Raw genomic sequence first — 22576 nt, 5'->3', positions numbered from 1 at the left:
TTCTCGCTCGCTCAACGCCGCTCGCCCAGCCGTCCGGGCGCGTCGCCCGGGTCGGCATCGTCACGTGCGGACGACGGGAGCACCTGGGTAGCGTCGGGCGTGGGAGGGGTGCCCGACGGCAGGATCACCGAGGTCTCATCCGGACCGCCCGCCGACCTCACCACCACGGTGGCGTCGGAGGAAGAAGAACGAGCGGCGGTGGCAGGCCGCACCACCTGCGTCGCGTCAGCGGAAGCCGAGGGGGAAGCCGAGAGCACCTGCGTCGCGTCGGCGGACGGGGCCGCGTCGGAGCGGATGAACTGGGTCGCGGCCAGGTCGGGCGCGGTCAGGTCGGGCGCGGTCAGGTCGGGGCCGGGGGGCAGGTCGGTCGAGGCCGGGTCCGGGTGGCTGTCGTCGCCGGCCGAGAGCAGTCCGTCGATGCGGGCCTGCACGGCTCGTTCGATCTCGTCGGCCGGGCGGGCCGCGTCGAGCACGAGGTAGCGTTTCGGGTCGGCCGAAGCCAGGTCGAGGAACGCGTAGCGGACCCGTTCGTGGAACGCCCGGGACTCGCTCTCCAGCCGGTCCGTGCCGGCTCCGCGCGATTCCACCCGCCCGAGTCCCACGGCCGGGTCGACGTCGAGCAGGACGACGAGGTCGGGCTTGAGACCGCCGGTCGCCCAGGAGGACAGCCAGGAGATCTCCTGGACCGGGAGGGTACGCCCGGCGCCCTGATAGGCCAGCGACGAGTCGACGTACCGGTCGCTGATCACGACCGCGCCGCGGGCGAGTGCCGGGCGGACCACCGTGGCGACGTGATGGGCGCGGTCGGCCGCGTACAGCAGGGCCTCGGCCCGTGGGGACGGCGCATCCGCTCCGGCGCCGTTGGACAGCACCAGGCTGCGGATCCGCGCGCCCATGTCGGTCGCTCCGGGTTCGCGGGTCACGACGACGTCGTGGGCGGCCCCGATCAGAGCTTCGGACAGGCGGGTGACCTGCGTCGACTTCCCGGCACCCTCGCCACCTTCGAAGACCACGAAGATTCCGGTACGGGTGAACGGCTCGGCCGGCGACAGCGGACGGCCCCGGATCGCGCCCCAGAGGTCGGCGAGGACCGGGACGCCGTGCTTGTCGTCCATCTGGCGGAACGCGGTGATGCCCGACCAGACGCCTCCGAGCCCGGCGACGAGCAGGAGCACCCGGGTCGAGGAGATGTCGAACGAGAGGCTGCCGAGGTCGACCGTGCGGGAGCTACCGAGACCGACCAGCAGGCCGGCGAGGGAGATCGCGAGGAGCAGGACGAGCCGGGCGCCGATCTGGACGACGGCGAAGACCCGGCCGCGTACCTCGTCGCTGACCTGCCCGCCGAGCAGGGTGACGCCGGAGAGGAACGCCATGCCCGCGCCGGCTCCGACGAAGAGCGCGCCGAACAGGGCCATCGACAGGTGGAAGGCGATGGAGAGGAAGGCGACGGACGCGCTGGCGAGCACCAGGCTGATGCCGAACCAGCGGCGGCGGGACAGTTCCTTGACGATGGTGGGGCCGAGCCCGATACCGATCGCGAGGCCGATGAACAGGGTCGCGAACAGCAGGTAGAACGCCGCGTCACCGGCGCCGAGGGAGGCGGTGAAGAAGCGGGCGGTGCCGACCACGACACCGGCTCCGCCGAACGCGCCGAAGATGCCGAGCACCAGGCCTCGTACGAAAGGAGTGCCCGCGATGTATTTCCAGCCCTCGACGAACTGGCGGGACATGCTCTGTTCCGCGTTCTTCTGCTGACGCTCGCGGCGCCCCTCGCTGATCTCCTTGATGCCGAAGAAGACGACCGCGGCGGTGGCGGCCCGGGAGAGGGCGTTGATGTACAGCGCGATCTGCACCGGCGAGGCCCAGGTCGGCAGCACGTCGAGCGGGCCGCGGACCACTCCGTCGAGGGCCGCGAGGACGAGGGCGGCCAGGATCGGCGTGATCCCGTACGTGGTGATCAGGGTGAGTTGGTTGGAGGCCTCGAGCCGGCCCTTGGGGATCAGGTTGGGGACCGCGGCCTCCTTGGCCGGGATCCACATGAGCGTGATCGTCTCGCCGATGAAGGTGGCGATGACCGTCCAGGTGACCGCGACCGGGCCGGAGGCGATCAGCGCGACGACCGGGATCGACCCGTACACGATGAAGCGCAGGATGTCGCAGATGACCATGGTGTAGCGGCGGTCGAACCGGTCGGCCATGACGCCGGCGATGGGTCCGAGGATCAGCGCGGGGAGCAGGCGGATCGCGATGGTGCTGCTGAACGCGCTGCCCTGCGCGACGCTGCCGGTGACCAGTGACGAGGCGAAGAGCGCGGTGGCGAGGATGCCGATCCAGTCGCCGAATGACGCCACGCTGAGCACGAGCCAGAGCCGGCGGAACGGGCGGATCCGCAGGACAGCGCGCAGTGCCGCCACCCCGGAGAGATCAACCGGGCCCGTGTCCTGGCGTGCCGAGCTCGTTTCGGTGTCGATGACTCTTCCCTCCCCGTCGTCCTGCCCGAAGCACTCTAACGGGCGGGTGCAGCTCACCGGCGTTGCGCTCATTCGAGTGGCGCATAAATGAAGGTGTTTCGCATTGGCGAGGAAGCCGATAAGTTGCTCCCGTGACCGCTGACCGACGCGCACTGCAGAAACGTCTGGATCGTGCCACCGCGGATCTCGAGACCCCGGTGGCAGTGGTCGACCTCGCCGCGTTCGACGCGAACGCGGCGGCCCTGTCACTGCGATCGGCGGGCAAACCGATCCGGGTGGCGAGCAAGTCGGTACGCGTACGAGCACTGCTGGAACGCGTGCTGCAGCGCCCGGACTGGTCCGGGATCATGGCCTACACGCTGCCCGAGGCGATCTGGCTGGTTCGCAACGGCGTCAGCGACGACGTGCTGATCGGCTACCCGACGGTGGACCGCACCGCGATCGCCGAGCTCACCGCCGACCCGCAGCTCGCGGCCGCCATCACCCTCATGGTGGACAGCACCGCCCACCTCGACCTGATCGACGCGGTGACCGCCCCCGGGCAGCGCCCCGAAGTGCGGATCTGTCTGGAACTCGACACCTCGTGGAAGCCGGCCGGGCCCCTGCACGTGGGGGTGCGCCGCTCCCCGATCCACTCCGCCGCGCAGGCCGGCGGGATCGCCCGCCGCCTGGTCGCCCGTCCGGGGTTCCGGCTGGTCGGCATGATGGCCTACGAGGCGCACATCGCCGGGGTCGGCGACATGCCACCCGGTCAGGCCCTGCGCGCACGGGCGATCCGCCTGATGCAGCGCCGGGCCCTGCCTGAGCTGCTCAAACGGCGGATGGCCGCGGTACGCGCGGTACGCGAGCACGCCGACCTGGAGTTCGTGAACGGCGGCGGCACCGGCAGCATGGCGCTGACCGCGGCCGACCCCTCGGTCACCGAGGTCGCCGCGGGGTCCGGATTGCTCGGGCCGACGCTCTTCGACGCGTACCGGGCCTGGCGGCCCACCCCGGCCGCCTTCTTCGCGATGTCGGTGGTGCGCCGGCCCGCACCCCGGATCGCCACCGTGCTCGGCGGCGGCTGGATCGCGTCCGGCCAGACCGGCCCGACCCGGCAGCCGACCCCCTGGCTCCCCGAGGGCCTGAGCTTCAAGGCCGACGAGGGCGCCGGCGAGGTGCAGACGCCCCTGGTCGGCGCGGTCGCCGACGAGCTCCGGCCGGGCGACCGGGTGTGGTTCCGCCACGCCAAGGCCGGCGAGCTGTGCGAGCACGTCAACGAGGTGCACCTGATTGACGGCGACACAGCGGCGCCGACCCCGACGTACCGGGGAGAGGGGTATGCGTTCCTCGGCTAGCGGCTGCCCGTCACGCCGGGACGTGACGGTGCAGGTATTCGCGGATCAGCGCCTTGGCCTCGGTAAGGACGGCCTCGTCACCGGTCACTTCACGGCGGAACGCGAGCTTGATCAGCGCGTCCGCCGACTCCACCGCGATCAGCAGCGCGAACCGCAGCCGCGCGCGGTCCATCAGCTGGAACTGCTCGACGAGCAACTCGGCGAGCCGGTCCGCGATGACCGCGTTGTTGTCCCGCTCGGCATCGAGCAGGTGCAGGTCCACCACATCACCGAAATGCAGCGTCCGGAAGCCCGGGACGCTGCGGTGCATATGGATGTACGCGTCGATCGCCGCGTCGACCCCGTCCCACCAGTGGGCGAAGGTCTCGTTGGCGAACCGCGCGGACAGGCTCTGCAGATACGCGTCCATGTTGCGCATGGCCAGGGCCTGGACGATGGCCCGCTTGTCCGGGAAGAACTGGTAGACCGAGCCGATGGCTACCTCGGCTCGCTCGGCCAGCAAGGTGGTGGTCAGGCCTTCATAGCCGACTTCATCCACCAGCTCCGCGCAGGCGTCGAGCATGCGCTGGACCCGGGCAACGCTTCTGCCCTGCACCGGCACTCGCCGCAGCGGTCCGGTGGTGACGGTTGGTGTCGACACGCGTCGCCACTCCCTCTCAGCAGTGATAATCGGAACGTTACTCGGATCAACGAGCGAGACGCATCGACGGGACGCCGGGAACACCCGGCATTACCGGTTTTGTGCGACTGTCCGCTCGTCGGGAGGACAAGGCCGGAATGACCAGTGACATCGCGCCCCCCGTAACCTCCTCACGCTGGCGGAACTGGGGTGGCAATCAGGAAAGCCACGCCACCGACGTCCTTACCCCTGGCACCGTGGACGAAGTCTCGTCCCTGGTCAAGAATGCGGCTGCGACCGGCCGACGCATCAAAGCGGTAGGAAGCGGACATTCTTTCACCGCGATCGCCGTCGCCGACGACCAGCGCATGCTGCTGCACCGGCTCAACGGCCTGATCTCGGTCGACGGCAACCTCGTCACCGTCCAGGCCGGCATGCCCCTGCACCGGCTCAACCACCTGCTCGCCGAGCACGGACTGGCCATGCCCAACCTGGGCGACATCGACCAGCAGACCGTGGCCGGCGCCATCTCCACCGGCACCCACGGCGCCGGCGACAGCCACTCCACGCTGGCCTCCTGCGTCGCGGCGGTCACCCTGGTCACCGGCGCGGGCACGGCGCTGCACGTCGACGAGGCCTCACCGCTGTTCCCCGCGGCCCGGCTCGGCATCGGCGCCCTGGGCATCCTGGTCGAGGTGACCCTGCGCTGCGTCCCGGCGTTCATCCTGCTGGCCGACGAACGCCCGATGGCACTCAAGGAGATCCTCGCCCTGCTCGACGAGGGCATCGCGACCAACGACCATCTCGAGTTCTACTGGTACCCGTACACCGACCGGGCCCAGCTCAAGCGCAACAACCGGGTGGACGAGTCACACGCGCCGCTGTCCGCCTTCCGCGGCTGGCTGGACGAGGAGTTCCTCTCCAACACCGTCTTCCAGGGCGCCTGCAACCTCGGCCGGCGCATCCCGGCCCTGGTCCCGACCATCAGCGCGGTCGCGGCCCGGGCCCTGACGGCCCGCACCTACACCGAGCGGTCGGACAAGGTCTTCTGCACGGCACGCCGGGTGCGTTTCGTCGAGATGGAGTACGAGATCCCCCGCGAACACCTCCCGGAAGCGCTCGCGGCCCTCCCCACGATCATCGACAAGCTCCCGTTCAAGGTCCAGTTCCCGGTGGAGGTCCGCTTCACCGGCCCGGACGACGTCTGGCTCTCCCACGGCTACGGCCGGGACTCGGCCTACATCGCCGTCCACCAGTTCTCCGGAGCCGAGTACGAGCCCTACTTCAGGGCCTTCGAAGCCGTCTGCGAGCCCCTCGGCGGCCGCCCGCACTGGGGCAAACTGCACTACCGGGACGCCGAGTCCCTCCGCCGCGCCTACCCGAAATTCGACGACTTCCTGGCCGTCCGCGACCAACTGGACCCCGACCGGGTCTTCACCAACCCCTACCTCCAGCAGGTCCTCGGCAGCTAACGCCTACCGAAGATCCTTTCCACCCTGGCCGGCCAGTGCCCGGCAAGCCCCGAAGACCATTCCATCCTCGTGGTCAAGTGGAGGATTACCGTCCGGATAGTTCCGGTCGACAACTCCGCCATGGGTCCGATCCACAAGATCCAGGATCAGATCCTCAATCAGATCCTCTGCCGATTCCGCCTGCCATCCAAGGCCGGAATCACCCATCGCCTTGCCGGAAGGCAGGGGGCGACCGGCAACACCCTGAACCATGTCGTCGATATGCCGGGAGGTCCAAACCTCCTGGACATCGTCGCCACGCTTCCCGGCGTACGCAGCACGCAAGGCTCGAAGCGAGTCGAAGGCTTCGTCGCGGGGATGCGGCACCGGCACGGACATCAAGTCATCCACGACACGCCAAAGCTTGTCCCAGCCGAAAGGCTCGCCGAGGATTCGCGCAGCATCGAGATAGATGTTGCAGTCGAAAACAACCACATACCGGCGTCCCTCACCATTGCTTCTCAACGGTCAGGCTCCGGAATCGACAGGGCCGTGCTCCTCCGTTCGGTCGTCCTGGATATATAACTTGTAGTCGCCGAACGCCGTGGGCCACGGGTTCTCGCCCGCCGGTTCGTCGTATTCGGGCCCGAGTGACGCGAGGAACTCGTCGTCGTTGAAGGGTTCGGGGTTGCGGCGGCCGTCGATGTAGAGGCCCGACCACGAGAGATCCGCCGCCGAGAAGCCGTACAGCTCGCGATGGGATCGGACGAACCCGGCCATCGCATCGTGGCTGATGACGGTGGCGCTCGGCGCGTCGTCCGGGAGGTCTCCCCGCGCCTCCAGCCACGGCGTCTCGGTCTTGACCAACGTGGTCAGCTCGCCTGACGACAGAGCACCGTAGGTGAGCACCACCAGCCCGACGAGGTCGGAGACCTGATCGTCGAGCTGCGGCTCCACCTCGCAGCCACAAGCTTCCTGAACCCCGGGGACCACCGGTCCCTCCGGCCAGGCCTCGAAGTGCCCTTCGAAGAGTGGCTCGTCCTTGATGGCCAGGTGCCAGGCCTGCACGTGATACAGCAGCTTCTGCAGGCTCATGAGATCGAGTCCGGGGCGCCCGACCCGATCGCTGATCACCGCGGCCACCTCATGGGCCTTCAGCACGTGACCACCTCTTACCGACGTGCGTACCGCATCGACAAGCATCGCCATCTCCCCAGTTCGCCAGGGCTGCCGGAATCGACAGCGCCCTACTTACTGCGGACGAGGCTGATTCATGCCTTGCTCCGTGACAACCCTACTCGGCGGAGGCGGTGGCCTTGGCCGGGACGGCCTTCTTGGGGGCGGCCTTCTTCGCCGCCGGGGCCGCGTTGGTGGCCTTGCGGGGGGCCACCTTCTTGGCCGGCGTCTTCTTCGCGGTGGTCTTCTTGGCGGCGGTCTTCTTCGCGGTCGTCGCGCCGTCGGCTGCGGCCTTCTTGGCCGGGGCCTTCTTCGCGGCGGCCTTCTTCTTCGGGGCCGGGCCCTTGGCGCGCTTCTCGGCGAGCATCTCGGAGGCCTGCTCGACCGTCAGCTCCTCGGGCGTCTGGCCCCGGCGCAGCGACGCGTTGTATTCGCCGTCGGTCACGTAGGGGCCGAAGCGGCCCTCCTTGATGACCATCGGCAGCTTGGTCGCCGGGTCCTCGCCCATCTCGCGCAGCGGCGGGGCGGCCGCGCGGCGCTGGCGGGTCTTCGGTGCCGCCAGCAGGGCGAGCGCCTCGTCGAGGGTGACCGTGAAGAGTTTGTCCTCGCTGTCGAGCGAACGGTAGTCGTCGCCGCGCTTGACGTAGGGGCCGTAGCGACCGTTGGCCGCGACGATCTCCTTGCCCTCGGGGTCGTTGCCGACCGCCCGGGGCAGGGTCAGCAGCTTGAGGGCTTCCTCGAGCGTGACCGTGTCCGGCGCCTGGGTCTTGAACAGCGACGATGTGCGGTCGCCGGCCTGGACGTACGGGCCGTAGCGGCCGGACTTGACCAGCACCTCGTCGTCGTTGCCGGGGTCCTTGCCGAGCGAGCGGTCACCGCCGCCGCCGAGGAACAGCTCGGCGACCTTCTCGCGGGTGAGCTCGTCGGGGGCGACGCCCTCGGGGATCGAGACGCGGTCGTCCTTGGACTCCTCGGTGGCGTCGGGGAGCTGGCGCTGGAGGTACGGGCCGTAGCGGCCGACCCGGACGACGACGCCGCGGCCTTCCTCGTCGGTGAAGAGCGGGATCGAGTTGACCAGGCGCGCGTCGATCTCGCTGAGGTTCTCGGTGACCATCTTCTTCAGGCCGCCGGCCTTGGCGATGGCGTCGTCCTCGCCGGTCGTGTGGGTGCCGAAGTAGAAAGCGCTGAGGAAGTCGAGCGCCGCGTGGTCACCGCCGGCGATGTCGTCGAGCTGGGTCTCCATGGCGGCGGTGAAGTTGTAGTCGACCAGCCGCGGGTAGTGCCCCTCGAGCAGGCCGATGACCGCGAACGCGATGAACGACGGGATCAGCGCCTGGCCGCGCTTCTCGACGTACCCGCGGTCCTGAATGGTCCGGATGATCGACTCGTAGGTCGACGGGCGGCCGATGCCGAGCTCTTCCAGCGCCTTGACCAGCGAGGCCTCGGTGTAGCGGGCCGGGGCGGAGGTGTGGTGGCCCACGGCGGCGAGCTGCTCGGGGGTCAGCGGCTGGTCCTTGACCAGGTTCGGCAGCCGGCGCTCGGCGTCCTCGGCCTCGGCGTTCTCGTCGTCGGAGGACTCCACGTAGGCCCGCAGGAAGCCGGGGTCGGTGATCGTCTTGCCGGAGGCGCCGAAGTCGGCTTCCTCCCCGGCGGTCGAGACGGCCCGGATGCGTACGGACACCGAGTTGCCGACCGCGTCGGTCATCTGGGACGCGATGGTCCGGCGCCAGATGAGCTCGTACAGCTTGAACTCGTCGGCGGACAGCTCGTTGGCGACTTCCCCGGGCGTACGGAAATTGTCGCCGGCCGGACGGATCGCCTCGTGTGCCTCCTGGGCGTTCTTGACCTTGCTCTTGTAGCTGCGCGGCTGGGTCGGCACGTTGCGCTCGCCGTAGAGCTCGGCGATCTGGCGACGGGCGGCGCTGATCGCGGTCTCGGAGAGGTTCACCGAGTCCGTACGCATGTAGGTGATGTAGCCGTTCTCATAGAGCTTCTGGGCCGTCCGCATGGTCTGCGAGGCGGAGAAGCGCATCTTGCGCGCGGCTTCCTGCTGCAGTGTCGAGGTGATGAACGGCGCGTAGGGCTTGCGCCGGTAGGGCTTCTCCTCGACGCGGGTGACCGCGAACGGGCGGTCCTCAAGGCGGGCGGCGAGGCCGCGGGCACCGTCGCCGTCGAGGTGCACGACGTTGGACCCGGCCCGGACCTGGCCGGTGGTCGGCTCGAAGTCCTTGCCGGTGGCGATCCGGTCGCCGTCCAGCGCGATCAGGGTCGCGCTGAAGGTCCGCGCGCCGTCCTCACCCTTGCCCTGCACGGCGAGCTGCGCGTTGATGTCCCAGTACTCAGCCGACCGGAACGCCATGCGCTGGCGTTCGCGCTCGACGACGATGCGGGTGGCGACGGACTGGACCCGGCCCGCCGAGAGCCGCGGCATGACCTTCTTCCAGAGGACCGGGCTGACCTCGTAGCCGTAGAGGCGGTCGAGGATGCGCCGGGCCTCCTGGGCGTCGACCAGGTCGCGGTCGATGTCGCGCAGGTTGGTGACGGCGGCCAGGATGGCCGGCTTGGTGATCTCGTGGAAGACCATCCGCTTGACCGGGACCTTGGGCTTGATCGTCTCGACCAGGTGCCAGGCGATGGCCTCGCCCTCGCGGTCCTCGTCCGTCGCGAGCAGGATCTCGTCGACTTCCTTGGACAGCTTGATCAATTTGGTGATCTGCTGCTTGCGGTCCTGGGAGATGACATACAGCGCGTGGAAGCCGTTGTCGACGTCGACGCCGAGCCGCGCCCACGCCTCGCCCTTGTACTTGGCGGGCACGTCGGCGGCGTTCTTCGGCAGATCGCGGACATGGCCGAGGGAGGCCTCGACGAAATAGTCGGGCCCCAGGTAACCGGCGATCGTCTTGGCCTTCGAGGCGGACTCGACGATGACCAGACGGGTCGTCCTGGCGTTACTCGGCACGGCACTCCCAAACTTCAGTTCACGGACGTCCAACGTAACGCGCCGGACAAGCTCGCATTCCCGAGGCACGGTGAAGTCGGATGGTAACGGCCCGGCCACAGCATGCGTCCGACGGCGACACCGTACACCGGGAACGTAGCGTGTTGCCGCCCACAATCGGTGAAGATCACGCGGTCGCGCCACCCGGCCAGAGCCGGGCGGGTGCCGCTTCGGGCCGATCACCGACCAGTTCGGCGAGACGGGCCAGACGCCTGCGACCTGCGATCACGTACGTCCGGCCGCCCTGCACGACGCCTGGCAGACCGACCCGGCCCAGCGCGGCATCCACGGCTTTGTCAAGCGAGGCGTCGGGATCCAGACCGAGGGCGTACCCGTGCGGGTGTGGCGTCCCGGAGGCCGCGACCCACAGTCTCAACCGCGAGCCGTTGAGAAAGAGCTTTCCGGAGGGCGGCGGCCAGGCGCGGGCAAGACCGTTCAACCGGCTGCTGTACGCGGTCCGCACCTCGAACGCGACCGGAGGCTCCGTTTCCACCGGTACGGCCACCGGGGCCGGCGACGGCTCGTCATCGACCTCCTCGTCGACGGGCACCGACGTGAGTTCCGCCACGGCTTCCTCGCGCGGGTTCTCCGGCACCGGGTGCCAGCTGACCACCAGACCCCGGCTGACCAGCTCCTGGACGAGCACATGGACCCGCCACGCGGCATCGACCCGGACGGAGACCCGGGCCGTACCCCCCATGCGTCCCAACGCCCCCGGCCCCGCCAGCAGCCCGAGGAGATCGGCCAGCGAGGGGTCGACGGCTTCCACCCCGAACACGGAGAGTTGTTTTCCCCCGGGCGTGGTGACCGGCCTCGGGCGGCGCTTCGGCGGCAGGACGGGCTCGACCGGCGCGGGCAGCACCTCGCGCGGTATCAGCGGCCACCCCGGCTCGGCCATGCTCAGCGGCGCCCGGTCATCGACAATCGGGGACTTCGTCGAAGGCCTCTTTGAGCTCGACCGATGACAGGTTGCTGGTGTCGAGCTCGCTCGCCGCGTACTCGGTGTTGAGGGTGTTCACCACCGTGCCGACCTTGGCGTAGAAATCCTTCGACGAGACGATGCTCAGTGCTTCGATGCCGGTCTTGGCCCGCCCGTACGCATCCCGCATGTCACTGAGCGACGTGGCGAAACTTTTCGCGATCTTCTCGCCCTGGTCGACATCGGGAATTCCGGCCTTCTCGACGCCGGCGCGGGCGTTCTCGCTGGCCGACTCGGCGCCGCCGAACAGCCGCATCAGGTTCTCTTTGGCCTGGGCGGGTGTCGTCTCGGCGGTCATCTGCTGCTGGGTGCGGGTCGCCAGGGTGCCGATCTCGGTCCGCCACGGCGCCAGCACCTGACATACCGAGGTGGCCCAGGCGCGGGGGGCCGGACCACTCGAACAGGCACCCAGGGTCACGACGAGCGAGCAAGCGAGGAGTAGGGGGATCGTGCGGGCCGTGCGCATGGATTGCAGCGTACGGGCAACCTGTGGCCGAGGGCACCCGGTGCGTACCGGGTGCCCTGGCAAAGATCCCGCTGGATCAGGCGCTGACCCGTTCCGAGGGGGTCGCCTCGGTGGGTGACTCGTCGCCCATCGAGATCGGCTTACGCTTGCTCCAGACCACCGCGCCGACGATGATCAGCGCCGCCACCAGCGCGATACCGAGCCGCAGCGGGGTGTTCGCGTCCGTGCCGATGCTCCAGGCCACGACCGCCGGGGCGATCAGCAGCGAGACCAGGTTCATCACCTTGAGCAGCGGGTTGATGGCCGGACCGGCGGTGTCCTTGAACGGGTCGCCGACCGTGTCGCCGATGACCGTCGCGGCGTGCGCGTCCGAGCCCTTGCCGCCGTACGCGCCGTCCTCCACCAGCTTCTTGGCGTTGTCCCAGGCCCCACCGGAGTTGGCCAGGAAGACCGCCATGAGCGTGCCCGCCCCGATCGCACCCGCCAGATAGGACGCCAGCGCCCCGGCGCCGAGGCCGAACCCGACGGCGATCGGTGCCATGACCGCGAGCAGACCCGGCGTGAGCAGCTCCCGCTGGGCGTCGCGGGTGCAGATGTCGACGACCCGGCCGTACTCGGGTCGCTGGGTGCCGTCCATGATCCCGGGGAACTCGCGGAACTGGCGGCGGACCTCCATCACGACCGCGCCCGCGGACCGCGAGACGGCGTTGATGGCCAGGCCGGAGAAGAGGAACACCACCGCCGCGCCGATCAGCAGGCCGACCAGGTTGCGCGGGTTCGAGATGTTGAGCAGGCCGAGGATCTCGGTGGCGATCCGGTCGGGGGCGATGCCCGCCTCGGCGAGCGACGACGACAGCGTGTTCGTGTACGAGCCGAACAGTGCCGTGGCGGCCAGCACCGCCGTGGCGATCGCGATGCCCTTGGTGATCGCCTTCGTGGTGTTGCCGACCGCGTCGAGCTCGGTCAGGATCTGCGCCCCGCGCTCGTCCACGTCGCCGGACATCTCGGCGATGCCCTGCGCGTTGTCCGAGATCGGCCCGAACGTGTCCATGGCCACGATCACGCCGACCGTGGTGAGCAGTCCGGTGCCGGCGAGGGCGACCGCGAAGAGCGACAGTGTGATGGACGAACCGCCGAGCAGGAACGCACCGTATACACCGGCGCCGATCAGCAGCGCCGAGTAGACGGCCGATTCGAGGCCGATGCTGATGCCGGCGAGGATCACGGTGGCGGCACCGGTCTGCGACGACTTGCCGATGTCCTGCACCGGGCGCCGCTGCACCTCGGTGAAGTATCCGGTCAGCGCCTGGATCGCGGCGGCCAGCACGATGCCGATCACCACCGCGCCGATCGCCACGAGCTGCGGGTTGCGGCCACTGGCCAGCACCCCGGCGTCCAGCGTCGCGTCCTCGAACCCGGCGAACGAGTCCGGCAGGTACAGGAAGCTGACGACCGCCACGATGACCGCGCTCAGCACCGCGGAGATGTAGAACGCCCGGTTGATGGCGGTCAGGCCGTTGCGGTCCGAGGCGCGCAGCCGGGTGATGAAGACGCCGACGGCCGCGATGACCACACCGACCGTCGAGACGATCAGCGGGAAGATCAGGCCGTCCTGACCGAACGCCGCCTGACCGAGGATCAGCGCCGCGACGAGGGTCACCGCGTACGACTCGAACAGGTCGGCGGCCATGCCGGCGCAGTCTCCGACGTTGTCGCCCACGTTGTCGGCGATCGTCGCCGGGTTGCGCGGGTCGTCCTCCGGGATGCCCTTCTCCACCTTGCCGACCAGGTCGGCGCCGACGTCCGCCGCCTTGGTGAAGATGCCGCCGCCGACCCGCATGAACATCGCGAGCAGCGCGGCACCGAAACCGAATCCTTCCAGCACCGTCGGTGCGTCGGAGCGGTAGATCAGCACGACCAGCGCACCGCCGAGCAGGCCCAGCCCGACCGTGAGGAAGCCGACCACGCCGCCGGTGCGGAAGGCGATACCCATCGCCTTCTCGCGGCCGCCGGACTCCCCGGCCGCCGCGGCCACCCGGACGTTCGCCCGCGTGGCGAGCGCCATGCCGGCGCCCCCGATGAACGAGCTGAAGACGGCACCCACGATGAAGAACAGCGAACGGCCGATCTTCACCGCGGTCTCGTTGTCGCCGTCACCGTGCACCGGCAGCAGGAACAGCAGCACGACCGCGATCACCACGAAGATCGCCAGCGTCTTGAACTGCCGGATGAGATACGCGGACGCACCCTCCTGCACGGCCGCCGAGATCTCCTGCATCCTCGGGGTTCCGCGTCCGGTCTTCAGGACCAGTTGCACGAACACGGCCGCAAAGGCGAGCGCGACCAGCGCGAACACCACCGCGATGACGACGAAGGAGACGTTGGAACCGGTCAAGGAGACGGTGCCGCTTTCCGCGGCGAGAGTTGTGGAGCTTCCGGACATCAATGTCCTCCTGTTACACCGACCGCGCCAGGCAAGCGGACGAGACTGCCCGGCACATCCCCGTACGGGGATACGACGAACCGGGCGCCGCGGGACGCGGAACCCAGGAGCAGTGACTGAGTACCGGCGTACTGTAACGGGAGAACGTGTCGATGGTCACACCATCGTGGACCCGTGTCGTGGTGATGTTCTTCGCTGTGTTAGCGGTTGGCACCCAGGCTGCGGAGGCTCTAGGCTCCGGCCTCCGAGCAGGGTTTACCCATGTCTTGCGCCGAGCGGCGGGAAAACTGCGCCGAGCGGTTACGGGCTAACGGACCGGCCACACCATGCGGACCTCGGTGCCCGCGCCCTCATCCACCGGGCGGACCTGAAGGTCGTCGACAAAACCGGCCAGCAGTGCGAACCCGACGCCGGTGGTCAGTGCCTCATCGGTGAGATCCTCACCCGCGAGCTCGTCCGGCGGCAGCTTCGTCAGGCCGATACTGGCCTCGATCGGCGCCCGGTCGATGACCCGCACCATGTACGAGTCCGAGTCGGACATCTCCACCATGACCAGGTCGGGGATGCGGTACTGGTTGTGCAGCGCGACCGCCCGGGTGCAGGCCTCACCGATCGCCAGGCGCACCTCGTCCAGCAGCTCCTCGGCGACACCGGCCCGCCGGGCCACCGCCACCCCGACCAGCCGGGCTGTGCGCACGTGCACGGGTGCGGGCGAGAAAGACAGCCGTACCGTTGCCATCACGCCGTCGGAGGGTTGTCGTCGCGTTCGCCCGATGACGTCGAGGTGGCCGCCTCGACGGAGGGATAGATCGGGAAAACCTGGTCCAGCGCGGTGATCCGGAAGATCTTGAGCAGCGGCTCCTTGGCACAGACCAGCCCGAACGTCCCGCTGGCCGCCCGCAACCGCTTGAGCGCGCCCACCAGCACCCCCAGCCCCGTCGAGTCGAGGAAATCGACCCGGGCGAGGTCCACCACCACATGGCGTGAACCACCGTCGACCAGCTCGACAAGCCGTTCCCGCAGGCGCGGCGCCGTATAGACGTCGACCTCACCGCCTACGTCGAGCACCGTGTGCTCGCCGACCGTACGGGTCGTCAGCGACAGCTCCATCGGTCCTCCTCCCTCCGGGTCACCGGCCATGGGTCAGCCGATCTCCCCCGCGAATCTAACCACCGGCCGTCATCTCCCGGCGCGTCGCACCCACCGTCGTACCCGTTTGGGGTTCCGGGCACACCGGTGTCAGAGTGCAGGACGTGACCACGACCGTCCCCGGCATCCCGGCCATGCGCGGGCGCCCGGACGGTCCCGGGGCGGCGGATCTGCTGCGCCGGCTGGAGGCCGGCCGCTCGTCCGGCGTCACCCACGTGGAACGGATCGGGGCCCGCACCGCCCGGACCGCCCCCTGGCCGGGCTGGGTGCCGGCCGCCCTGCGCGACGCGTATTCGTTCGAGCCGTGGGAGCACCAGGCGGCCGCCGCGGAGCTCGCCCACGCCGGCCGGCACGTGGTCGTCGCCACCGGAACGGCCTCGGGCAAGTCCCTCGCCTACCAGATGCCCGCCCTCAGCCGGCTCCTCGACGATCCCCGCGCCACCGTGCTGTATCTCTCCCCCACGAAGGCGCTGGCCGCCGACCAGTTGCGCGCGGTCGCCCGGCTCGGCCTCGACGAGGTACGCCCGGCCACCTACGACGGCGACACTCCCCGCGAGGAACGCGAGTGGATCCGCCGGCACTCCCGTTTCGTGCTGACGAACCCCGACATGCTGCATCACTCCCTGCTGCCCGGGCACGCCAAGTGGGCGGTCTTCCTGCGCCGTCTCGCCTACGTCGTGATCGACGAATGCCACGCCTACCGCGGCGTGTTCGGCTCCCACGTGGCCCATGTGCTGCGCCGCCTGCGCCGGCTCGCGGCCCAGTACGGCGGCGACCCGACGTTCGTCCTCGCGTCCGCGACCTCGGGTGACCCGGCCGGCGCGGCGTCCCGGCTGACCGGTCTGCCGGTCACCGCGGTGACCGAGGACGCGTCGCCGCGCGGTGCGGTCACGTTCGCCCTCTGGGAGCCGCCGCTGCTCCCCCAGGAGGACCCCGACCTGCCGCCGACCCGGCGCTCCGCCCTGAGCGAGACCGCCGACCTGCTGACCGACGCGGTGGTGGGTGGCACCCGCACGCTGGCGTTCATCCGCTCCCGCCGGGGCGCCGAGGTGGTGGCGACGATGGCCCGCCGTTCCCTGGACGAAGCGGTCCCCGGGCTCGGCGATCGGGTGGCGGCCTACCGCGCGGGCTACCTCAAGGAGGACCGGCGGAAGATCGAGCGCGCCCTGCTCTCCGGCGAACTGCTGGCGCTGGCCTCCACGAACGCCCTCGAGCTCGGCGTGGACCTGGTCGGCCTGGACGCGGTGCTGATCTGCGGGTACCCCGGCACCCGGGCGTCGCTCTGGCAGCAGGCCGGGCGGGCGGGCCGGGACGGTGGCGAGGCCCTGGCGGTGCTGGTGGCCCGCGACGACCCGCTGGACACGTACCTGGTCCACCACCCCGAGGCCATCTTCGGCCGCACGGTCGAGGCGACGGTCCTCGACCCCACGAACCCGTACGTCCTCGGCCCGCAACTCTGCTGCGCGGCCGCCGAGTCCGCCCTGCGCCCGGCCGACCTGGAGCTCTTCGGCGGCGACCCGGCCCGAGCGGCGGTCGAGGGCCTGACCGCCGCAGGCGCGCTGCGCAAACGCCCGTCGGGCTGGTACTGGACCCATCCGGGCCGGCCGGACGTGGACCTGCGCGGCACCGGCGGCGGCCCGGTCTCGGTGGTCGAGTCCTCGACCGGGCGCCTGCTGGGCACGGTGGACGAGGGTTCGTCGCACGTCATGCTGCACACCGGGGCGGCCTACCTGCACCAGGGCGTCACCTACGTGGTGGACGAACTGGACCTCGAGGACGCGGTCGCCCTGGTCCACGCCGCCAACCCGGACTGGTCCACCCACGCCCGCGACATCACCGACGTCTCGGTCGTCGCGGTGCGCGAGCGGATGGACGCCGGACCGGTCAGCCTGTTCCTGGGCGAGGTCGACGTCACCAACCAGGTGGTGTCCTACCAGCGCCGGCGCATCGGCTCCGGCGAGGTGATCGACACCCGGCCGCTGGACCTCCCGGCCCGCCAGCTCCGTACGGTGGCGGTCTGGTTCACGATCACCCTCGAGGCGCTGCACACGGCGGGCGTCGACCCGCCGGACATCCCGGGCGCCCTGCACGCCGCGGAACACGCGGCCATCGGTCTCCTCCCGCTCATCGCCACCTGCGACCGCTGGGACATCGGCGGCCTCTCCACAGCCAACCACCAGGACACCGAGAGCCCCACGGTCTTCGTCTACGACGGGCACCCGGGAGGCGCCGGCTTCGCGGAGCGGGCGTACGCGACCGCGACGGCCTGGCTCGGCGCCACCCGTGAGGCGATCGCCTCCTGCGCCTGCGAGACCGGCTGCCCGTCCTGCGTCCAGTCCCCGAAATGCGGCAACGGCAACAACCCCCTCGACAAGGCCAGAGCCGTTCACGTCCTCGACACGGTGCTCACCGCCCTCCCGTGACCCCGTCGACGGGGCCGGCGCGAGCGGTAGCCGAGGCTCCGTGGTCCAGTCTGCGAAACGGCACCTCGACCGCGACGACGACGTCGAGACCGTCGAGCCGGCAACCCGCGAGCCGGGCACCGTTCGCCCGGACCATCTCCGCGGCCCAGGCGCAGGCCACCTCCGGCCCTTCCCCGGCCCGCGCGGCACCGGCGAGCGCGCCGAGGTCGGCCGCCGTGCGAGCTTCGTGCCGGCTCACCCGGGCGGCACCCACCATCGCCCCCGCCGACCCCGCCACGACCATCACCAGCCCGATCGCCACGACGAAAAGCGACGCGGACCCCCGGTCGGACCCGCAGTCGGACCCGCGGCCAGACCCCTGGTCGGACCCCCGGCCGGACCCGGCGTCAGACCCGCGGTCAGACCCGGCGTCAGACCCGGCGTCGGACCCGGCGTCAGACCCGGCGTCGGACCCGGCGTCGGACCCGGCGTCGGACCCCCGGCTGGCTCCGGTGTCGGACCCGCGGTCGGACCCGGCGGTCATGGGATCCACTCCGGTTCGGCGGCTGCCACGGCGTCCGCGTGCACAGTCACGCCGGGAAGGTGACCGCCGAGGATGGGGACGTCCGCCTCGACGCTGACGACCACCACCCTGGCGTCCGCCAGATCAGCCGGCCCAGGACCACCCGGCCCAGGACCAGCCGGCCCAGGACCAGCCGGCCCAGGACCAGCCGGCCCTGGATCAGCCGGCCCTGGATCAGCCGGCCCAAGACGGACGGTGATGCGGGCTCCGGGTGGGGCGATGCGGGCCGCGGACTCGGCTCCTGGGCCGCCGCGGGCCGCGATGATCGCACCTTCGCGGGCGGCGTCGACGCAGCGGCCGCGCAAGGTCACCGCGTTGACGGCGCTCAGGCCGACGTGGAGCAGCAGCAGGAGCGCCGGCAGCCCGACCGCCAGCTCCACGGTGAACGAGCCCCGGTCCCGGCCGGGCCACCGGCGCGCGGTCAATTCAGAGCCTCGGTGATGACCCGGGTCAGCGCCTGCGAGACGCCCGGGCTGTTCACGATCTTGATCAGGACGAGTGCGAAGCCGGCCGCGGCCACCGTGCCCATCGCGTACTCCACGGTGGTCATGCCGTCGTCGGCGCCGTTCAGTCGGGTGAAGAGCCGGAACATGGGGGAACTCCTTCTTCGTTGGCGTGCTTGTTGATGGGATCGAAGGGTCAGAGGGCGTCACCGAGGACGGTGACGAGGACCGGGACCAGCCCGGCCAGCAGGAAGGCCGGGAGGAAGCAGACGCCGAGCGGCAGGACGATCAGCACCCCGGCCCGGCGGGCTGCGGTCTCCGCGGCGACCGCCCGGTCGGCCCGCAGGTCGTCGGCGAGCCGGGTGAACGCCCCGGACAGCGCGGCACCGCTGGCGCTGGACCGCACCGCCGCCGCGATCAGCCGGCCCGCACCCGGCAGGTCGGCGAGGTGCGCCCAGGCCTCCGGTGGGTCGGCACCGAGCCGCAGCGAGCGGGCCACCCGGTCGAGCCGCTCCCCGAGCGGGCCGTCGATCGCCTCGGCCACCGCGGCCACCGCCCGGTCGACCGGTGACCCGGCCCGCAGAGCCGAGGCCAGCAGGTCGGCGCCGAGCGGGAGGTCGGCGACGGCCCGGTCCCGCTGCGCCCGCACCGCGGCGGGTGGTTGCCGGCTGAGGACCCGGTCGAGGCCGTAGGTGACGCCGGCCGCCACCGGCACTCCCCACCACGCACCCGAGCACAGGAGGATCGCGATGCCGCACCCGAGCGCCGTGAGAACGCGGAGTCTCATCGCGGGCTCCCGGTCTCCGACGCGACGAGAACCCGTTGCTCCGGCGCCCACAGGAACGGGCAGCGCAGGCCGGTCCCGCGCAGCAGGACGGCTATGCAGCACGGCTGCGTGGGGATCTGGACCGGGCCGCCGGGACGCAGGACGGCCTCGGCACCGCACAGCGACGGCGTCATGGGCGCGGCCCCCGGGCGAGCCGGTTGGCCCACAGCAGGCCGATGCCCTGCAGGAGGGCGGCGGCGATCGCGCATGCCGCTCCCAGCGGGGTGTGCAGCATGATGTCGAGCGGATCCGCCCCGATGCCGTAGCCGAGCGCGATGCCGGCGACCGGCAGGATCGCGAGCAGCAGCGCCGTCGTCTGAGCACCCGCGGCCTCGGCCGCGGCGGAGGCCCGGGCCCGGTCCGCCGCCCGGGCATCGGCCTCGATGCGTTCGACGAGGTCGGCCACGGGCGCGCCGGTCTGCCGAGCGAGGCGTTCGGTGGCCCCGGCGAGCTCTCCCAGCCGGCCGCCGACGGGAGCGGCGGCGGGTCCCGGGAGCGCACCGGCCCGGAGGTCGGTGGCGATCGCGGTCAGGCCGTCCAGGTCGGCGGTGCGGCGCCGGGCGGTGCGGCCGCGGGCGGCCCAGCCGGCGAACTCGTGGGCCCCGAGGGTGGCGTAGACACCACCGATCAGCGCTGCCACCGGACCACCGGCCAGTCCGGCCGGCACCGCCGCCACCAGCCCGCCGGCCGCGGCGAACCGCCGGGGCGACCGCAGCGCCAGTTCCCGTGGATCGGGAACGCGCACCGGGCCGCGGGCGGGTCGCGGGCCGAGGCGGCGCAGACCGCCGGAGACCGGCCAGGCGGCCACCACGGCCGCGATGATCAGCGGCCAGGCAATGGCGGTCATCGCCGCGCGCCCAGGATCGGCGGGACCGGCACCCCACGCTCGGTCAGCAGCCGGGACAGGGTGGCGGTGCCCGGCCCGGTGCCCCGGCCGCGCTGCCAGACCGGGACGACCGTGGTGCGGCGGTCCTCGCCCATCGGGTACAGCACGCCGATCGAGTCGAGGACCCGCCCCTGGGTGCGGCGCCGGACCTGGACGATTACCTGGAGAGCGGCGTTGACCTGGGCGTGCAGGGCGGCCCGGGGCAGCCCGCCGAGCATGCCCAGCGCCTCGAGGCGGGCCGGGACGTCCGCCGGGGTGTTCGCGTGCAGGGTGCCCGCGCCGCCGTCGTGGCCGGTGTTCAGCGCGGTGAGCAGGTCGGCGATCTCCGCGCCGCGGCATTCGCCGATCACGAGGCGGTCCGGGCGCATCCGCAGGGCCTGGCGGACCAGGTCGGTGAGGGTGACCGCGCCGGCGCCCTCCACGTTGGAGGTGCGGGCCTGCAGCGCGACCACGTGCGGGTGGACCGGGCGCAACTCGGCGGCGTCCTCGACGAGCACGATCCGCTCGGTGGGCGGCACGAGCCCGAGCAGCGTGGCCAGCAGTGTCGTCTTGCCGGCCCCGGTGCCGCCGGTCACCAGATAGGCCAGCCGGGCCGCCACGATCGCCTCCAGCACCGGGGCGACGGCGGGTGGGATCGTGCCGCATTCGACCAGGTCAGCGACGGTGTACGGCCGCTGGCGGAACGTCCGCAGCGACAGGTATGGACCCGACGTGGCGATCGGGGGCAGCACCGCATGCACCCGGGTCCCGTCGGGCAGGCGGGCGTCGGCGTACGGCAGCCCGTCGTCGAGCCGCCGTCCGCAGGCGGCGGTGAGCCGCTGGGCCAGCCGCCGCACGTCGTCGGGGCCGCCGACGTCCACGGTCGAGCGTTCCAGGCCCCGGCCCCGGTCGACCCACACCTCGCCGCCGTTCACCAGGATGTCGGTCACCGACGGGTCGCTGAGCAGGGGCGCGAGCGGGCCGGCGCCGACCAGCTGGTCGCGGACCCGGCCGGCCATGCGCAGGACGGCGGTGTCGCCGAGCACGGACGCCTCGGCCTCGTGCCGGACCGCGCTGATGAGGGCTCCCGGTGTCGCCTCGACGCGTTCCTCGGCGATGTGCCGCCGGACCCGCTCGGCCAGGCGCATGCCGCTGTCCCGGGCGATCGAGCTCATGCCGCCGCCTCGGTACGCGCCGCGCTGAGCCGGGTCAGCAGCCGGCGGCACAGCTCGGCGAGCGCTCCCCGGCCGGACTCCGCAGGCGCGTTGCCGCACTCCAGGCCGTCGAGGAGGGCCTGTTCCGGGCGCAGCGTGCCGGCCAGCGGCAGCCGCAGCGATCTCGCCACCTCGCGGGCTTTGAGCTTGCCGGGGGCCGGACCGCGCACCACCACCGCGAGGTCCGCGCAGTGCAACCGGGCCACCGCCGCCACCCGGGCCGCCGCGGCCGCCGCGCGCAGCTCGGCGGGGACCACGATCAGCGCCTGGTCGGCGGCCTTGAGGGCGAGCGTCGCCGCGTCGTCGAGGTGGCGCGGGAGGTCCATCACGGTGACGTCGCGCATGGCCCGGGCCGCGTCGAGGGTCGCCGCCATGGCCTCGCCGGGGACCGCGGCCAGGTCGTCGCGGGCGAAGGAGAGCAGGACGAGGTCGCCGCGGCGGGGCAGCGCCCCGAACAGCGCCGGCGCCTCGATGCTGCCGCCGGCCTCGGCCAGGGCGGGCCAGCGCAGGCCGGCCTGGCGTTCCCAGCCGAGCACGAGGTCGAGACCGCCACCGAGCGGGTCGGCGTCGAGCAGCAGGGTGCGCAGGCCCTGCCGGACGGCGGTCACGGCGAGGCCACCGGCGAGGGTGCTGGCACCGGCGCCGCCCCGGCCGCCGAGCACCGCCACGGCCCGTCCCGCGGGTGGCGGTGCGACCGCCTCGGTGAAGCGGTCGACCAGCCAGGGCTCCGCCTCGGGCAGCAGCGCGACGTGCTCGGCGCCGAGCTCTCCGGCCAGGTCCCAGGCCGCGTCGGCGATGGGGGTGCGGCCGGTGACGACCAGCCGGCGGCGCGGCGGGAAGCCCGCGAGCGCGCAGGCGGCGGCCTGGTCGTCACCGATCAGCACCAGCGGCGCACCCGGATAGCGCGAGCGCGCGGCCGCGGGGTCGGGGGCGACGTCGACCTCGGTGCCACCCGCGGCGGCGAGCCGCAACAGGTCGTCGAGCAGGTCGGGATCGGTCGTGATGACGAGCGGCAGGGCGGCGGGCATCTCGGCTCCCAGAGCGTCGGAGGGCTGTCGGGCACCCACCGTGGCCGGGCCGGGCGGTCCCGTTCAACCGGTTCCGCGCCACTCTGTGGATACCTCCGGCCTGTGGACAACCGCCGCCGGGGCGAG

At 71.6% G+C, this 22576-nt stretch carries 21 protein-coding genes and 1 pseudogene; 3 read left to right on the top strand and 19 right to left on the bottom strand.

Going from position 1 to position 22576, the window contains the following annotated elements:
* Positions 1-11: 11 nt before the first annotated feature.
* Positions 12-2543 (bottom strand): dTMP kinase, encoded by a 2532-nt coding sequence (tmk, locus tag ACIA6A_RS22235; protein WP_396099690.1) that lies wholly within the window; start codon positions 2541-2543, stop codon positions 12-14.
* Between the two features lie 59 nt (positions 2544-2602).
* On the opposite strand from tmk, the gene ACIA6A_RS22230 reads away from it, so the two are divergent.
* On the top strand, positions 2603-3808 hold the full coding sequence (locus ACIA6A_RS22230) for an amino acid deaminase/aldolase (protein WP_396099689.1): 1206 nt from the start codon (positions 2603-2605) through the stop codon (positions 3806-3808).
* A gap of 10 nt (positions 3809-3818) precedes the next feature.
* On the opposite strand, the gene ACIA6A_RS22225 is transcribed toward ACIA6A_RS22230, so the two are convergent.
* Positions 3819-4448: a TetR family transcriptional regulator gene (locus ACIA6A_RS22225; protein WP_396099688.1), complete on the bottom strand. Its 630-nt coding sequence runs from the start codon at positions 4446-4448 to the stop codon at positions 3819-3821.
* A gap of 137 nt (positions 4449-4585) precedes the next feature.
* Between ACIA6A_RS22225 and ACIA6A_RS22220 the strand changes: the two genes are divergently transcribed.
* The gene (locus ACIA6A_RS22220) at positions 4586-5899 is read left to right on the top strand and encodes a D-arabinono-1,4-lactone oxidase (protein ID WP_396099687.1); all 1314 of its coding nucleotides are present in this window, start codon (positions 4586-4588) and stop codon (positions 5897-5899) included.
* A gap of 3 nt (positions 5900-5902) precedes the next feature.
* On the opposite strand, the gene ACIA6A_RS22215 is transcribed toward ACIA6A_RS22220, so the two are convergent.
* From ACIA6A_RS22215 to ACIA6A_RS22180, 8 genes are all read right to left on the bottom strand, one after another.
* Positions 5903-6373, bottom strand: a complete 471-nt coding sequence (locus ACIA6A_RS22215) for a hypothetical protein (RefSeq protein ID WP_396099686.1) — start codon at positions 6371-6373, stop codon at positions 5903-5905.
* A 33-nt stretch (positions 6374-6406) separates the two neighbouring features.
* Positions 6407-7021 (bottom strand): Panacea domain-containing protein, encoded by a 615-nt coding sequence (locus ACIA6A_RS22210; RefSeq protein ID WP_396099685.1) that lies wholly within the window; start codon positions 7019-7021, stop codon positions 6407-6409.
* Between the two features lie 151 nt (positions 7022-7172).
* Complete coding sequence (topA, locus tag ACIA6A_RS22205) at positions 7173-10013, bottom strand: type I DNA topoisomerase (RefSeq protein ID WP_396099684.1); 2841 nt, start codon at positions 10011-10013, stop codon at positions 7173-7175.
* 166 nt (positions 10014-10179) lie between these two features.
* A complete protein-coding gene (locus ACIA6A_RS22200) occupies positions 10180-10950 on the bottom strand; it encodes a hypothetical protein (protein ID WP_396099683.1) in 771 nt (256 codons plus the stop codon).
* Positions 10951-10966: 16 nt separating this feature from the next.
* Positions 10967-11497, bottom strand: a complete 531-nt coding sequence (locus ACIA6A_RS22195; protein WP_396099682.1) for a hypothetical protein — start codon at positions 11495-11497, stop codon at positions 10967-10969.
* Positions 11498-11573: 76 nt separating this feature from the next.
* Complete coding sequence (locus tag ACIA6A_RS22190; protein WP_396099681.1) at positions 11574-13940, bottom strand: sodium-translocating pyrophosphatase; 2367 nt, start codon at positions 13938-13940, stop codon at positions 11574-11576.
* Positions 13941-14247: 307 nt separating this feature from the next.
* Positions 14248-14682, bottom strand: coding sequence for an ATP-binding protein (locus ACIA6A_RS22185; RefSeq protein ID WP_396099680.1), 435 nt, complete (start codon positions 14680-14682; stop codon positions 14248-14250).
* Entirely contained in the window at positions 14679-15050 is a 372-nt protein-coding gene (locus ACIA6A_RS22180; protein ID WP_396099679.1) for an STAS domain-containing protein, read from the bottom strand. Before ACIA6A_RS22180 ends, ACIA6A_RS22185 begins: the two co-directional genes overlap by 4 nt.
* A gap of 173 nt (positions 15051-15223) precedes the next feature.
* Between ACIA6A_RS22180 and ACIA6A_RS22175 the strand changes: the two genes are divergently transcribed.
* A complete protein-coding gene (locus tag ACIA6A_RS22175) occupies positions 15224-17512 on the top strand; it encodes a DEAD/DEAH box helicase (RefSeq protein WP_396099966.1) in 2289 nt (762 codons plus the stop codon).
* Here the strand turns inward: ACIA6A_RS22175 and ACIA6A_RS22170 are convergent.
* From ACIA6A_RS22170 to ssd, 9 genes and pseudogenes are all read right to left on the bottom strand, one after another.
* Positions 17496-18035, bottom strand: coding sequence for an Rv3654c family TadE-like protein (locus ACIA6A_RS22170; protein ID WP_396099677.1), 540 nt, complete (start codon positions 18033-18035; stop codon positions 17496-17498). The genes ACIA6A_RS22175 and ACIA6A_RS22170 overlap by 17 nt on opposite strands.
* A gap of 46 nt (positions 18036-18081) precedes the next feature.
* Positions 18082-18261: a hypothetical protein gene (locus ACIA6A_RS22165; protein WP_396099975.1), complete on the bottom strand. Its 180-nt coding sequence runs from the start codon at positions 18259-18261 to the stop codon at positions 18082-18084.
* A 13-nt stretch (positions 18262-18274) separates the two neighbouring features.
* Positions 18275-18454: pseudogene (locus ACIA6A_RS22160) on the bottom strand (TadE family type IV pilus minor pilin); the annotation flags it as partial.
* A gap of 41 nt (positions 18455-18495) precedes the next feature.
* Positions 18496-18666 carry a DUF4244 domain-containing protein gene (locus ACIA6A_RS22155; RefSeq protein ID WP_396099676.1) on the bottom strand — a complete coding sequence of 57 codons (171 nt, stop codon included), beginning with the start codon at positions 18664-18666 and terminating at the stop codon, positions 18496-18498.
* Between the two features lie 47 nt (positions 18667-18713).
* Positions 18714-19304, bottom strand: a complete 591-nt coding sequence (locus ACIA6A_RS22150; RefSeq protein ID WP_396099675.1) for a type II secretion system F family protein — start codon at positions 19302-19304, stop codon at positions 18714-18716.
* A complete protein-coding gene (locus ACIA6A_RS22145) occupies positions 19301-19477 on the bottom strand; it encodes a hypothetical protein (RefSeq protein ID WP_396099674.1) in 177 nt (58 codons plus the stop codon). Before ACIA6A_RS22145 ends, ACIA6A_RS22150 begins: the two co-directional genes overlap by 4 nt.
* A complete protein-coding gene (locus tag ACIA6A_RS22140; protein ID WP_396099673.1) occupies positions 19474-20190 on the bottom strand; it encodes a hypothetical protein in 717 nt (238 codons plus the stop codon). Before ACIA6A_RS22140 ends, ACIA6A_RS22145 begins: the two co-directional genes overlap by 4 nt.
* Positions 20187-21383 carry a TadA family conjugal transfer-associated ATPase gene (locus ACIA6A_RS22135; protein WP_396099672.1) on the bottom strand — a complete coding sequence of 399 codons (1197 nt, stop codon included), beginning with the start codon at positions 21381-21383 and terminating at the stop codon, positions 20187-20189. Before ACIA6A_RS22135 ends, ACIA6A_RS22140 begins: the two co-directional genes overlap by 4 nt.
* Complete coding sequence (ssd, locus tag ACIA6A_RS22130) at positions 21380-22426, bottom strand: septum site-determining protein Ssd (RefSeq protein ID WP_396099965.1); 1047 nt, start codon at positions 22424-22426, stop codon at positions 21380-21382. The genes ACIA6A_RS22135 and ssd overlap by 4 nt, the downstream gene beginning before the upstream one ends.
* Between the last annotated feature and the right edge of the window lie 150 nt (positions 22427-22576).

The organism is Actinoplanes sp. NPDC051494 (genome assembly GCF_044454705.1).
Taxonomy (GTDB): Bacteria; Actinomycetota; Actinomycetes; order Mycobacteriales; family Micromonosporaceae; genus Actinoplanes.
Note: the sequence above shows the minus strand (reverse complement) of the source record. Positions and strands in the feature narration are given on the sequence as shown.

Bases quoted from the DNA above. Each gene is read 5' to 3' on its own strand.
- ACIA6A_RS22220 (WP_396099687.1), top strand. From the start codon at position 4,586: ATGACCAGTGACATCGCGCCCCCCGTAACCTCCTCACGCTGGCGGAAC.
- ACIA6A_RS22170 (WP_396099677.1), bottom strand. From the start codon at position 18,035: ATGACCGCCGGGTCCGACCGCGGGTCCGACACCGGAGCCAGCCGGGGG.
- ACIA6A_RS22195 (WP_396099682.1), bottom strand. From the start codon at position 11,497: ATGCGCACGGCCCGCACGATCCCCCTACTCCTCGCTTGCTCGCTCGTC.
- ACIA6A_RS22200 (WP_396099683.1), bottom strand. From the start codon at position 10,950: ATGGCCGAGCCGGGGTGGCCGCTGATACCGCGCGAGGTGCTGCCCGCG.
- ACIA6A_RS22155 (WP_396099676.1), bottom strand. From the start codon at position 18,666: ATGTTCCGGCTCTTCACCCGACTGAACGGCGCCGACGACGGCATGACC.
- ACIA6A_RS22180 (WP_396099679.1), bottom strand. From the start codon at position 15,050: ATGGAGCTGTCGCTGACGACCCGTACGGTCGGCGAGCACACGGTGCTC.
- ACIA6A_RS22150 (WP_396099675.1), bottom strand. From the start codon at position 19,304: ATGAGACTCCGCGTTCTCACGGCGCTCGGGTGCGGCATCGCGATCCTC.
- ACIA6A_RS22175 (WP_396099966.1), top strand. From the start codon at position 15,224: ATGCGCGGGCGCCCGGACGGTCCCGGGGCGGCGGATCTGCTGCGCCGG.
- ACIA6A_RS22140 (WP_396099673.1), bottom strand. From the start codon at position 20,190: ATGACCGCCATTGCCTGGCCGCTGATCATCGCGGCCGTGGTGGCCGCC.
- tmk (WP_396099690.1), bottom strand. From the start codon at position 2,543: ATGAGCGCAACGCCGGTGAGCTGCACCCGCCCGTTAGAGTGCTTCGGG.
- ACIA6A_RS22135 (WP_396099672.1), bottom strand. From the start codon at position 21,383: ATGAGCTCGATCGCCCGGGACAGCGGCATGCGCCTGGCCGAGCGGGTC.
- ACIA6A_RS22190 (WP_396099681.1), bottom strand. From the start codon at position 13,940: ATGTCCGGAAGCTCCACAACTCTCGCCGCGGAAAGCGGCACCGTCTCC.
- ACIA6A_RS22145 (WP_396099674.1), bottom strand. From the start codon at position 19,477: ATGACGCCGTCGCTGTGCGGTGCCGAGGCCGTCCTGCGTCCCGGCGGC.